This is a genomic window from Vibrio sp. SCSIO 43136, from assembly GCF_023716565.1.
Lineage (GTDB): Bacteria > Pseudomonadota > Gammaproteobacteria > Enterobacterales > Vibrionaceae > Vibrio.
On record NZ_CP071848.1, the window covers coordinates 2,081,688 to 2,094,549 of the forward strand.

15 protein-coding genes are annotated in these 12,862 nt (G+C 46.0%); 1 reads left to right on the forward strand and 14 read right to left on the reverse strand.

Annotation, left to right across the window (positions count from 1 at the left end; genetic code table 11):
- Positions 1 to 433 precede the first annotated feature (433 nt).
- The 13 genes from J4N39_RS09825 to yceD all read right to left on the reverse strand — a co-directional run bounded on the left by J4N39_RS09825 (position 434) and on the right by yceD (position 10,897).
- A complete protein-coding gene (locus J4N39_RS09825) occupies positions 434 to 1,201 on the reverse strand; it encodes a TatD family hydrolase (RefSeq protein WP_252018647.1) in 768 nt (255 codons plus the stop codon).
- The gene (gene holB, locus J4N39_RS09830) at positions 1,191 to 2,147 is read right to left on the reverse strand and encodes a DNA polymerase III subunit delta' (RefSeq protein ID WP_252018649.1); all 957 of its coding nucleotides are present in this window, start codon (positions 2,145 to 2,147) and stop codon (positions 1,191 to 1,193) included. The genes J4N39_RS09825 and holB overlap by 11 nt, the downstream gene beginning before the upstream one ends.
- Positions 2,148 to 2,152: 5 nt before the next feature.
- Entirely contained in the window at positions 2,153 to 2,788 is a 636-nt protein-coding gene (gene tmk / locus J4N39_RS09835; protein ID WP_252018651.1) for a dTMP kinase, read from the reverse strand.
- Complete coding sequence (gene mltG / locus J4N39_RS09840; protein ID WP_252018653.1) at positions 2,785 to 3,801, reverse strand: endolytic transglycosylase MltG; 1,017 nt, start codon at positions 3,799 to 3,801, stop codon at positions 2,785 to 2,787. The genes tmk and mltG overlap by 4 nt, the downstream gene beginning before the upstream one ends.
- The gene (gene pabC, locus J4N39_RS09845; RefSeq protein ID WP_252018655.1) at positions 3,795 to 4,604 is read right to left on the reverse strand and encodes an aminodeoxychorismate lyase; all 810 of its coding nucleotides are present in this window, start codon (positions 4,602 to 4,604) and stop codon (positions 3,795 to 3,797) included. The genes mltG and pabC overlap by 7 nt, the downstream gene beginning before the upstream one ends.
- A gap of 68 nt (positions 4,605 to 4,672) precedes the next feature.
- Positions 4,673 to 5,917, reverse strand: a complete 1,245-nt coding sequence (fabF, locus tag J4N39_RS09850) for a beta-ketoacyl-ACP synthase II (protein WP_252018657.1) — start codon at positions 5,915 to 5,917, stop codon at positions 4,673 to 4,675.
- 90 nt (positions 5,918 to 6,007) lie between these two features.
- The gene (gene acpP / locus J4N39_RS09855; protein ID WP_004406112.1) at positions 6,008 to 6,241 is read right to left on the reverse strand and encodes an acyl carrier protein; all 234 of its coding nucleotides are present in this window, start codon (positions 6,239 to 6,241) and stop codon (positions 6,008 to 6,010) included.
- Positions 6,242 to 6,409: 168 nt separating this feature from the next.
- Complete coding sequence (fabG, locus tag J4N39_RS09860; protein WP_252023694.1) at positions 6,410 to 7,144, reverse strand: 3-oxoacyl-ACP reductase FabG; 735 nt, start codon at positions 7,142 to 7,144, stop codon at positions 6,410 to 6,412.
- 21 nt (positions 7,145 to 7,165) lie between these two features.
- Complete coding sequence (gene fabD, locus J4N39_RS09865; protein ID WP_252018660.1) at positions 7,166 to 8,089, reverse strand: ACP S-malonyltransferase; 924 nt, start codon at positions 8,087 to 8,089, stop codon at positions 7,166 to 7,168.
- Between the two features lie 81 nt (positions 8,090 to 8,170).
- Complete coding sequence (locus tag J4N39_RS09870) at positions 8,171 to 9,124, reverse strand: beta-ketoacyl-ACP synthase III (protein ID WP_252018662.1); 954 nt, start codon at positions 9,122 to 9,124, stop codon at positions 8,171 to 8,173.
- A gap of 5 nt (positions 9,125 to 9,129) precedes the next feature.
- Complete coding sequence (gene plsX / locus J4N39_RS09875) at positions 9,130 to 10,155, reverse strand: phosphate acyltransferase PlsX (protein WP_252018665.1); 1,026 nt, start codon at positions 10,153 to 10,155, stop codon at positions 9,130 to 9,132.
- Positions 10,156 to 10,165: 10 nt separating this feature from the next.
- On the reverse strand, positions 10,166 to 10,336 hold the full coding sequence (gene rpmF / locus J4N39_RS09880; RefSeq protein ID WP_017051312.1) for a 50S ribosomal protein L32: 171 nt from the start codon (positions 10,334 to 10,336) through the stop codon (positions 10,166 to 10,168).
- 33 nt (positions 10,337 to 10,369) lie between these two features.
- Positions 10,370 to 10,897, reverse strand: coding sequence for a 23S rRNA accumulation protein YceD (gene yceD, locus J4N39_RS09885; protein ID WP_252018667.1), 528 nt, complete (start codon positions 10,895 to 10,897; stop codon positions 10,370 to 10,372).
- A gap of 140 nt (positions 10,898 to 11,037) precedes the next feature.
- Between yceD and J4N39_RS09890 the strand changes: the two genes are divergently transcribed.
- Positions 11,038 to 11,619: a Maf family protein gene (locus tag J4N39_RS09890; RefSeq protein ID WP_252018669.1), complete on the forward strand. Its 582-nt coding sequence runs from the start codon at positions 11,038 to 11,040 to the stop codon at positions 11,617 to 11,619.
- 84 nt (positions 11,620 to 11,703) lie between these two features.
- On the opposite strand, the gene rluC is transcribed toward J4N39_RS09890, so the two are convergent.
- Entirely contained in the window at positions 11,704 to 12,666 is a 963-nt protein-coding gene (gene rluC, locus J4N39_RS09895) for a 23S rRNA pseudouridine(955/2504/2580) synthase RluC (RefSeq protein ID WP_252018671.1), read from the reverse strand.
- Positions 12,667 to 12,862 lie beyond the last annotated feature (196 nt).

A 12,862-nucleotide genomic window follows, 5' to 3' on the forward strand; every position in this document is an offset into this window, starting at 1 on the left:
TAGCCTTGCTTACCCGCCATAGCTCGTGCAATACACGTGTATAAGCTTAGTAAACATGTCAGATTGCAAAGGAATTAATTCCTAAAAAGAATTATATTTTCCGCCTCAAAATATATCGTGATTCAACTCACCATTCCTAGCCAGTAGTGAAATTTAGTTTCAAAACAAGTTCTAGATCACAACAGCGTACAGTAGCCGATTAAGCAATTATCAGAGTAAGATATTGATAATTAAACACATAGTGTATTTTCCGTAGAATTGCCTATGTAAATAACTAGAACTAGTTTGTTATTTTACGTAACAAAATTACATTTAGCAGAAATTGCGCCTAATTTGGCCAACATAATTAGTAAACATTAAAACCAAAGCTTTAAATGTAAAAAAGAGAGCCTAAGCTCTCATTTTTTATTCAGTCTCGAAGTTGATTCAATTTTTAACGCAAAAAAAGTTCATTGAAGTTCAGAGTGGTCTGTTTGGCCACTTCGCCTAACCCTACCCCCTTCAATTGGGCAATGTATTGTGCAACCTCTACCACATACGCTGGTTGATTCTCCTTACCACGATGAGGAACTGGCGCTAAATAAGGCGAATCCGTTTCAATCAGCAATCTATCTAAAGGCAGTGCAGATACCACCTCTTTTAGCTCTGTAGCGGCTCGGAAGGTCACTATGCCTGAAATCGAGATATAGAAGCCTAGATCCATTGCCGCTTTTGCAAAGTCCAGATCTTCGGTAAAACAGTGGATAACCCCACCGCATCTCTCTGCTTGCCCCTCACGTAAAATAGACAGTGTTTCCGGACGAGCATTGCGGGTATGGATTATCAGTGGTTTATCTACTTCAGTAGCAATACTAACTTGTGCTTCAAAACATTTTAGCTGTAGAGCTTTCGTCTCTGGTTTGTAATGAAAATCTAAGCCGGTTTCGCCGATAGCGACCACTTTTTGGTGCTGGGCATAGGTCCGCATACGCTCAGGGTCAAATGGGCTTTCTACATCCAATGGATGCACACCACAAGACGCAAAAACGTTATCGAAAGGAGCAATCATCTCCATCATGTTTTCGAAACTGTCTAAGGTTACACCGACAGATAAAAGTTTTTCTACGTTCGCCTGTTTGGCCTTTGCGACAACATCTTCAATCCCTTGGTGTAAGTCCTGATAATCCAACTTATCAAGGTGACAATGTGAATCAACAAACATCTTTTTTACCGTGTAATTTAAATAGCCAGTCGTGGACCAGCAGTTCTTGATTGAGCCCTGGGAACTGAGTTAACTGCGCCACTAGCTCATTGAGGCTGACCATCGCCTGATAGGCACTATTATAGCTTAGCGAGCTAGCGAGCCCTTGAAGCTCTGCGTCAACCAAACCAAAGTGGTGTTTTTGCAGTTTTAACAGCAGGTAGCTTAACCATTGCAGCTGCTCAAGTGTTGACTCCTTAAGTAACTTCCACACCGGAGCGGGGTCTGCCAATGGTGACTCTAAATAGCGCTGTATCGCTGCAATCAACTGCTGATACTGCTTGTCTTTGCCAGACTGATAGAACTCAAATACCTCAAGGGGAGCACCATGATTTAACACAATGGCGTCATCACTCACCTTATGAAGGTCTTGCGTCTTTAGCCAACTCAAACACTCTTGAGTCGATGGAACTTCTACACGCCAGCACTGACAACGACTCACAATCGTTGCTAGTAGTGCTGGTTTGTTTTGAGTCACCAACAGGAAAATACAATCTTGTGCAGGCTCTTCTAACGTCTTTAATAAAGCATTAGAAGCGGACTCATTCATCGCTTCCGCAGGAGAGATTATGATCAAACGTTTTCCCCCTAACTGGGAGGACTCCTGCGCCCAGCGATTACACTGCCGGATCTGATCAACGGTGATCGCTTTGCCTACTTTCTCTGGCTGCATCCAGTGAATATCTGGATGCACCTTGGCTTTAGCAAGTTCACAATTGTGGCAAAAGCCGCACGCTTCACCGTCACTACTGTTGCAGGCGAGCGCTTGAGTGAAATGCTCCACCAACTGCTCAACACCGAGCCCTTTGCTTGACTCAAGCAACAGCGCCCCAGTCATTCGGTTATTGCTAAGTACCTGCTTCCACGAATCTGCCAGCGGTGTAAGCCACGGATAGGTTAATGCCATATCGATTAACCTTGCAGCTCAAGCCACTGAGATAACCCAGAGCAGATATCCGCTGATACTTTATCGATCGTTTGAGAAGCGTCAATGATGATCGCATTGTCATCATTTTGTGTCAGCTCAAGGTAACGCTGGCGTGCTCGATCAAAGAAGCTGATATCCATCTGTTCGATACGGTCTAGCTCGCCACGGCCTCGCGCCCTTTCTAGGCCCAAACGTGGGTCGATATCTAAATAGATAGTCAGATCTGGGGTAAAGTCACCAAGCGCTAAGTCTTTTAACGACTGCATGGTTTGAGCCGGAATTTGTCGACCACCGCCTTGGTAGGCTTGTGATGAAAGGTCATGACGATCACCTACCACCCATTGACCTTGTGCAAGCGCTGGCTTAATCACTGTTTCTACCAACTGAACTCGAGCGGCATACATCAGCATCAGTTCAGAGATGTCTTGCAGCTCTTCACCATCGTGAGACTCTTTAACCAAAGCTCGCATTTTTTCAGCCAGTGCTGTTCCACCCGGTTCGCGAGTTTGAGTGATGGCGTCGATACCATGCTGACGTAATGTCTCCAAGATATTACTAATGGCGCTACTTTTACCTGCACCCTCAAGGCCTTCGATTACGATAAATTTGGCTTGGCTCATTTTTTACTTCTTAATACTTTTAAATAGGCTCGAACAGCGCGGTTATGCTCTGCAAGAGACTTTGAAAATACGTGACCACCGTGGCCGCTCGCAACAAAATAAAGATAGTTGCTTTTCTCAGGGTTCACCGATGCAATGATAGACGCAGGTCCTGCCATTGCAATTGGTGTCGGCGGCAGTCCTTTTATTGTATATGTGTTGTACGGCGTGGGCGTACGCAAATCTTTTTTGCGAATGTTGCCGTCATAGGCATCACCCATACCGTAAATAACGGTTGGGTCAGTCTGTAAACGCATGCCTCGATTTAAGCGATTGACGAATACCGAGGAGACTCGCTCTCGCTCTTCATCAATCGCCGTTTCTTTCTCAATAATGGAAGCCAGGATCAGTGCTTCGTAACTGTTTTTTAGCGGAAGATCTTTCTGGCGCTCATCCCAAGCATTTTCTAACGTTTGCGCAAGCTTATCGAATGCTCGCTGATAGATGTCTAAGTCGCTGGTACCAGCAGTATAGTGATAGGTCTCAGCCAGAAATAATCCTTCTAGTTTACTGTGTTTCGAACCTAGAGCTTTAGCAATCTCTTCTTCACTCATATCAGCAGTGGCATGCTCGATATGTTCCGTTTGAGCCAGTTGTTCTCGCCACTCGGAAAAACGGCTTCCCTCAACAAAGGTGATCGCAAACTGGTGCTCTTTACCTTCGGCAAGAAGATGAAGCATCTGAGCCAAAGTTTTGCCTTCTGGCATCATAAATGTGCCCGCTTTTACTTTCACCAACTCAGGGTGAAGGCGAGCCACTATACGGCGAAAATCCGTCGGTTTAATCCAGTTTTCTTGCTCAAACTGATTGAGTAAGCCGTGAAAGCTGGTACCTGACTTCACGGTGATCAGTGTCGGCTCATCAATGCTCACTGGCTGATTAACATAAACCTCAACTTGCTGCTTGGCATAGAAAACACCGCCAGCGGCGACAACAGCCATCAACACAATGGCAATAAAGAGTTTTTTTAACACGTCGAAAGTTTCTCCTGAAGTTGGCGTGTTATTGCGTCTATCGCAAAGCGATAGCCATCAATGGAAGAAATAGGAACTATCTCCATCAAGGAGTTGGTCATCCAAACCGTCTTAGCCTGCATGAGATCGCCGAGCATAAAGTGATCCACTTTCACTTCAACACCCATTTGCTTTAAAAGAGTCAGAACTTGGCGTCGCATGACCCCTGCTACTCCACAGCTACGTAAGTCAGGGGTACATACTTGACCTTGGGCATTCACCCAGAAAAGATTGGCAATACTGGTTTCGATCACTCGCTCATCGATATCGAGGACTACCGTATCGAGTTCACCTTGATCTTGCGCATCGGCTTTAATTAGCACTTGCTCAAGGCGGTTATTATGTTTGTGACCCGCCAGTATCGGTTGGTGACCCAGTTTAACACGGCTCACTCCTAGGGCGACGCCCACTTGTTGCCAGCGTTGATAGTGATTAGGGTAAGCGAAATCGTTAACCGTCACTTGAGTCTCGCCAGCGCCGTCAATTCCGTAACCGCGACTACCTGCACCACGGCAAACATGCACCTTTATCCCACCAAGTGTCATTGATTGCGCCAGTTGTTCAATCCAAGTCAATACTTGTGTCCATTCCGGCTCGTCAATTCGAAGCACTTTAAGGCATGCACTCATACGTTGACGATGAAAATCCCACAACTGGGGCTTACCTTCACGGACCAAAATGGTACTAAAACAGCCATCACCGTATTGAAAACTACGATTAGATATAGAAACGTGGTCGCTAGCCACTCCATTGACGAGAAACATAGGGCTCCAAAAAATGAAAAAGCGGCTTAATGCTATGCATTAAGCCGCTTGATGACAATACCTAAAGATTAAATCTTCTTAAATAGAAGTGAACCGTTAGTACCACCAAAACCGAAAGAGTTACAGATGGCGTATTCTATCTCAACTTCACGCATGGTGTTTGGCACAAGATCAAAATCTTCAGTGCCTTCGTCTGGATTCTCTAGGTTGATCGTTGGTGGAACTTTCTGATCAACAAGACTCATAGCAGTGATGATAGCTTCTACAGAACCCGCCGCACCTAAAAGGTGTCCAGTCATTGATTTGGTTGAAGAAACCAATGCCGTTTTGATGCCCTCTTCACCTAGTGCACGACGGATACCTTTCAGCTCCGCAATGTCACCAGCAGGTGTTGAAGTACCATGAGCGTTTACGTAACCGATTTGCTCGCCAGTCACGCCTGCATCACGCATCGCCGCTTCCATCGCCAGAGCACCACCTGAACCGTCAGTGCTTGGAGAAGTCATGTGGTACGCATCACCACTCATACCAAAGCCAACGAGCTCACAGTAGATCTTAGCGCCACGTGCTTTCGCATGTTCGTACTCTTCCAGTACCATCATGCCAGCACCGTCACCTAGAACAAAGCCATCACGGTCTTTATCCCAAGGGCGAGATGCGCCTTGTGGGTTCTCGTTGTTGGTAGACAACGCTTTCGCCGCACCAAAACCACCCATACCTAGCGGTGTAGACGCTTTCTCTGCACCACCAGCAACCATAGCTTCTGCATCACCGTATGCAATCATACGTGCTGCGTGGCCAATGTTGTGAAGACCTGTAGTACATGCTGTAGAAATAGCGATGTTTGGGCCACGTAGACCTTTCATGATCGATAGGTGACCTGCGATCATGTTTACGATGGTTGAAGGTACGAAGAAAGGACTGATTTTACGCGGACCTTTTTCGGTCAGCGCAGTATGGCCTGCTTCAATCAGACCTAAACCACCAATACCAGAACCAATCGCCACACCAACACGTGGGCCGTTTTCTTCATTGATAGTAAGACCTGAGTCGTCTAGGGCTTGAATACCCGCAGCGATACCGTACTGGATGAACAAATCCATTTTACGGGCGTCTTTTTTAGACATGTACTCTTCGCAGTTAAAGTCTTTTACTTGACCTGCGAAACGAGTCGAGAATTCTGTGGTATCAAAATGTTCGATATTCGAGATACCGCTTTGCCCTGCTAGCAGAGCGTTCCAGGATGATTCAACTGAGTTGCCTAGAGGAGACAACATCCCCATGCCGGTGACAACTACACGACGTTTGGACACGATCTTATACTCCGGGATTGTTAGACTAGAAATGATGAAAGGATGCTATAAAAAACTCAGGCGGTCTAGATGACCGCCTGGAAGTGCAAATTACTGAGCGCTGTTCACGTAGTCAATTGCAGCTTGAACTGTAGTGATCTTCTCAGCTTCTTCGTCTGGGATCTCAGTGTCGAATTCTTCTTCTAGAGCCATTACTAGTTCAACAGTGTCTAGAGAATCAGCACCTAGATCGTCAACGAAAGAAGCTTCGTTTTTAACTTCTGCTTCGTCTACACCTAGCTGTTCAACGATGATTTTTTTTACGCGTTCTTCAATGTTGCTCATTTTTTCTTTTCCTTTACAGAGTTCGCTTTATGCGATGTTTTCCGTAGTTTATTGAAACTTTCTAAAGTTGCAAGACCATGCTTGCTGGTCAAACCACAAATTCTGCGAATTTAACCGAAATTCGGTACATTTTTGACCTAAATCATGCATAAAAGGTTAATGCAGATTTTAGACCATGTACATACCACCATTCACATGAAGTGTCTCACCTGTGATGTAAGCCGCTTCTGGAGATACTAAAAATGCTACAGTTGCAGCGATTTCGCGTGGATCTCCCAAACGACCCGCTGGTACTTGTGCCAATGTTGCTGCACGTTGTTCATCATTTAGCGCTTTGGTCATATCGGTTTCGATGAAACCTGGTGCCACTGTGTTAACAGTAACGCCACGAGAAGCAACTTCGCGTGCCATAGACTTAGTAAAGCCAATCACACCCGCTTTTGCTGCTGCGTAGTTCGCTTGACCTGCATTACCCATAGTACCGACAACAGAACCTACGTTTACGATACGTCCGCAACGCTTCTTCATCATGCCACGTAGTACTGCTTTAGACAGGCGGAAGATAGACGTCAGGTTAGTATCCATGATGTCTGTCCACTCGTCTTCTTTCATTCGCATCAGAAGGTTATCGCGAGTAATGCCTGCATTATTAACCAGAATATCTAAAGCACCAAACTCATCGTTGATTGCTTTTAGAGTAGACTCAATAGATGCAGGGTCGGTCACATTTAATGCCATGCCCTTGCCGTTTTCACCAAGGTATTCGCTGATCGCTGCCGCACCATTTTCGCTGGTTGCAGTACCGATAACGGTTGCACCACGCTCAACCAAGGTTTCAGCGATTGCACGACCGATACCACGACTTGCGCCAGTAACCAGTGCAATCTTGCCTTCAAGATTCATCATTTTCGTTAATTTCCTATATTACTTAGCCGCTTCCAACGAAGCAGTATCATTAACTGCCGCTGCGCTAAGTGCTTTTACGATTCGTTTAGTTAGACCAGTCAGTACTTTACCTGGGCCAAATTCTAGTAACTTTTCGACACCCTGCTCGTGCATTTGCGTTACGCCTTCAGTCCAACGTACTGGGCTGTAAAGCTGACGAACAAGCGCATCTTTGATTTTTGCAGGATCTGTTTCAGCGATAACGTCTACGTTGTTAATCACCGGGATCTGCGGAGCATTGAACTCAATACCTTCAAGAGTTTCTGCAAGCTTATCGGCAGCTGGCTTCATCAGTGCACAGTGAGATGGCACAGAAACAGGCAAAGGTAGAGCACGCTTAGCGCCTGCTTCTTTACATAGTGCGCCAGCACGCTCAACCGCAGCTTTGTTACCAGCGATAACAACCTGACCTGGAGAGTTGTAGTTTACAGGTGAAACAACTTCGCCTTGCGCCGCTTCTTCACACGCTTTAGCAATTGCGTCATCGGCAAGACCAATGATTGCGTACATTGCACCAACACCTGCAGGAACTGCTTCTTGCATCAGCTTGCCACGCAGTTCAACTAGCTTGATAGCCTGTTTGAAATCAATCACACCAGCACATACTAGTGCTGAGTACTCGCCCAAACTATGACCTGCAACTACCTCTGGAAGTTCCTGACCAAGTTCTTGCCATACACGCCAAATAGCAACTGATGATGCTAGCAGTGCTGGCTGAGTGCGGAAGGTTTGGTTTAGGTCTTCAGCAGGACCGTCTTGAACCAGTGCCCATAGGTCGTAACCTAGTGCGTCTGATGCTTCAGCAAATGTGTTTTTAACAACGTCAAATTGCTCGCCCAGTTCAGCGAGCATACCAACAGCTTGAGAGCCTTGGCCTGGGAATACTACTGCAAACTTGCTCATCGATTTTTCCTTAAAGCAATGCGAATAAAAGATTATCGCCAAGTTATGACAACTTGACGAATAAATTAGTAAAATTTGCGATTAGAAGCGAACTAGCGCCGAACCCCAAGTGAAACCACCACCAAATGCCTCTAACAAGCACAGATGACCACGTTGGATGCGCCCGTCACGTACTGCTTCATCAAGTGCGGTCGGTACCGTTGCTGCCGACGTATTTCCGTGACGATCGAGTGTAATCACTACCTGATCGAGGGACATAGACAGTTTTTTCGCCGTGGCAGCAATAATGCGCATGTTGGCTTGGTGTGGCACCAACCAATCTAGCTCAGACTTATCCATGTTATTGGCCGCTAAAGTATCTTTCACTAAGCGAGATAGCTGAGTCACTGCGACCTTAAATACTTCATTGCCTGCCATTTGCAACCAAGTCTTCGCTTCTTCTTCAAGACGGCTTGGTACTGGAAGGTTGAGCAGGTCACCAAACTGTCCATCAGCGTGCAAGTGCGAAGAAATAATGCCCGGCTCTTCGCTTTGGCCAATCACTACTGCACCCGCAGCATCACCAAATAGAATAATGGTCGAGCGGTCTTCTGGGTCACAAGCGTGTGATAGTGCATCAGAACCGATCACCAGCACGTTTTTCGCCATACCTGTCTTGATATGCTGATCAGCAACAGAGAGTGCGTAGACAAAACCAGAACATGCCGCTGCAATATCAAATGCCGGACAACCTTTGATTTCAAGCTTGGCTTGAACCTGACACGCCGCCGATGGGAAAGTGTGCGTGTTACTTGTGGTTGCGACAATAATTAAATCAATGTCATTTTTATCAAGCTCCGCCATCTCTAGCGCTTTGATTGATGCTTGATAAGCCATTTCTGCGACTGTTTCATTCTCAGACGCAATGCGACGTTCTTTAATACCCGTACGAGTGACAATCCACTCATCCGTAGTATCTACCATTTCCTCTAGATCTGCGTTCGAACGCACTTGAGCTGGCAGGTAGCTGCCTGTTCCTAAAATTTTGCTATACATGAAGACTAATAATGCCTCTCGAGTAAAACCGCTTCTAAACGATCACTAATTCGGTCTGGGACCTGTCGTTTGACCTCGTGTACTGCTTCACCAATGGCGTTAACCACAGCAGATACGTCAGCACTTCCATGACTTTTAATGACGATGCCGCGCAATCCTAGCAAACTTGCACCGTTATACTGGTCGGGGTTCAGGGATTTTAGCTCATTAAGTAATCCCGAAAAGAGTTTTTGTGCCAACCAGGCTTTAAAACCTTGGTTCTTGAGTGATTTTTTCAACTTATCGAGGAAAAGATGCGCAACACCTTCGGTGGTTTTCAGGCAAACATTGCCGACAAAACCATCGCAAACGACGACATCTGCCGCGTCATGCAGCAATTGGTCGCCTTCTACGTAACCCACATAATTGACGGCATCTGAGCTGCTAAGTAACTCTGCGCAACGCTTAACCAGATCGTTGCCCTTGATGTCTTCTTCGCCGATATTGAGTAGTGCAACTCTTGGCGTCGCTTCAAGATGTTGCTCAGCCAGTGCGCTGCCCATCACGGCAAATTGAAACAGAGTGTCCGCATCACAAGAGACGTTAGCCCCTAGGTCTAACATCCAAGTTTTGTTACCAGACACGGTTGGAAGTGCCGACACTAACGCAGGACGTTCGATACCGGGAAGCAGTTTTAAACGAAATCGGGATAACGCCATCAGTGCTCCGGTGTTACCACCACTGACACAGGCATCGGCCAAACCATCTGCCACGCAATCCAGTGCTAAGCGCATCGAGCTACCAGAACTGTTTCTTAAGGCTGAAGAGGGTTTTTCGCTGTTAGAGATTGTCCGCTCACTGTGCTTAATGCTCAGACGAGTGTTGGGAATGTATCCTAGACGGGACAGTTGAGTTGTGATCGAATCTCGATCACCTATTAAGATCACTTTTAGCTCTGGGAAATGCGACAGTGCCTGCACGGCGGCAGGCACTGTTACGCGGGGACCGAAATCCCCGCCCATTGCATCAAGTGCAACGGTAATATTTTGCAAAGGGTCAACCTTACTTGTTGATAACCTTTTTGCCACGGTAGTAACCGTCAGCAGTCACGTTGTGACGTAGGTGAGTTTCACCTGAAGTTGCGTCTACAGATAGTGCAGCTGTAGTTAGTGCATCGTGTGAACGACGCATGCCACGCATTGAACGTGATTTCTTGCTCTTTTGTACGGCCATTGACCCTACTCCTATGTTAGATAAACCTAAAGCTTATCGCTTTAGATTCTTTAAAACGTCGAAGGGATTCGGCTTCTCTTCTTCTGGCTCAATGTCAGGAAGATCACCAAACACCATATTTCTTGAATCAACGCTACAGTCCGCTTCGTCGTGCATTGCTACTTGCGGTAAGTTTAGAATGAACTCGTCTTCAACTAACTTAATAAGGTCTAACTCACCATACTCGTTCAGATCTACCAAATCGTACTCTTCTGGTGCTTCCTCTTCGCTCTTCTCACTATAGTAAGGAGTGCAAGTGAACTCGACTTCACACAGATGTGTGAATACCTCATTACAGCGTTGACATTCCAAATCGACTTCAATGTTAGCTTTACCAGAGATAACAGTGAGTCGTTGTTCATCTAACGCAAATGACACTACAACGTCAGCGTCGCGTTTCACGCCTTCAGTCGTCTCAGCCAGGCGGTGGAATAGACTGGTTTGGATGATGCCATCGTAATCCAATCTTTTCTGTGCCGCTTTACCTGGATCAACTGTACGCGGTATTTTTACCTTTTGCATAGGGCGCGAATATTATCGATCTATGCCGCTTTAGTCAAAGCAAAATAACAAAAAACTTGGCTTTTTTTCGCCTTACCTGTCTGAAGCCACATAGTTTGGTTTATCCTAATGAAAATCCCTCAGCTATTCGAGAATTGATCATGGCTAAGCTGCCGTTGGTGTTAGCGTCTACATCCCCGTTTCGCAAACAACTTTTAGAAAAAATTGAACTTCCATTTACCACTGCATCTCCTGATTGCGATGAGACACCGCACCCTAACGAAACTGCGACTGAATTAGTATTACGACTGGCTCAAGATAAAGCTCGCTCGTGCCAGCTAGACTACCCCAGCCTTGTCATAGGCTCTGATCAAGTGTGTGTCATCGATGGTCAAATCATTGGCAAACCTCATACTGAGGACAAAGCCATAGAGCAATTAATGTCTCAAAGTGGTAAGGCAATTACCTTTTACACAGGTGTCGCACTTTATAATTCCCATACCAAGCAGTGCCACACGACGTTAGACACGTTTACAGTGCATTTTCGTCAATTGAGCGAAGAAATGGTGCGAAATTACGTGAAAAAGGAACAACCTCTTTGGTGTGCTGGCAGCTTCAAAAGCGAAGGTTTAGGCATCGCCTTGTTTGAGCGCTTAGAAGGTAAAGACCCAAATGCGTTAGTGGGGTTACCGCTGATTAGTTTGATTGATTTGTTGGCGTTGGAAGGTGTTCAACCTATATAGCGCAAATAAAATAAGAGGAAAGTTACACACACTTTCCTCTTAAGCCGTTAGCAGGGCGTCCGTTCACCCTTAGCGGAGCGTCCGCTATTTTTGTGCAGAGCGTTCAGCTTCTCTAAGGCCCTTTAACACCTTCTCAAGCCTAGCCTCCATCGGAGCAGAGATATCCATCTTCTTTTCCGTGCCTGGGTGAACAAACTTAATGTTCGCTGCATGCAGGAATAAACGGTCTAAGCCAAACTGACCACTGTAAGCATCAAAGCGACGATCACCATAACGATCATCCCAACCAATTGGGTGCCCTGTGTATTGAGTATGGACACGGATCTGGTGAGTTCGGCCAGTAATTGGACTTGCTTGAAGCAAGGTAGCTTGCTCAAACTTCTCTAAAACCTTAAAACGAGTCTCGGATGGTTTGCCTTTTGGGTTCACTCGCACAATCGAGTTCACTTCATTCTTAAGCAGTGGTGCGTTTACCACTTTACAGCTGTTCTTCCACTGCCCCATCACTAGACAGAAGTAGTACTTCTGAACGGTTTTCTCTCGGAACTGCGCTTGCAGATGGCGCAATGCAGAGCGCTTCTTAGCAACCAACAAGATGCCTGATGTGTCTCGGTCAATGCGATGCACCAGTTCTAGAAAGCGTGCATCAGGACGCAAAGCTCTTAGCGCTTCAATAGCACCAAACTTCAAACCACTGCCACCGTGTACCGCAGTACCTGATGGCTTGTTCAAGATCAGCATATGATCATCTTCGTAGATGATGGCACTTTCCAGCGCAGCGACCTTGTTTAATTTGGTACTCACTGGTGCAGGTGCTTCTTCACCACTCACTTTCACTGGTGGCACACGAACAACGTCTCCTGCTTGGAGCTTGTATTCCGCCTTAACGCGCTTTTTGTTCACACGAACCTCACCTTTACGTAAGATTCGGTAAATCATGCTTTTAGGCACTTCTTTAAGTTGATTGCGCAAGAAGTTATCAATGCGCTGGCCCGCCATATCATCATCGATATCAACGAACTTTACTTGGGTTTTGATCTCGTTCATGGGCGGCATTCTACCACCGATAGCAAATCGTCTCCAACGCCATTTATTGTTAAATTATCCTTAGAAAATCGGTGAATTTTGACCAATAAAACTGCAATAAATCCCCTCTAGAAAAAGCTGTGAATAAATAGTGGGCTATTTTTCAACCAACTTGATGGTGCAATTTGTCCAGGCTACGTTTTTACAGGCTTTGCAA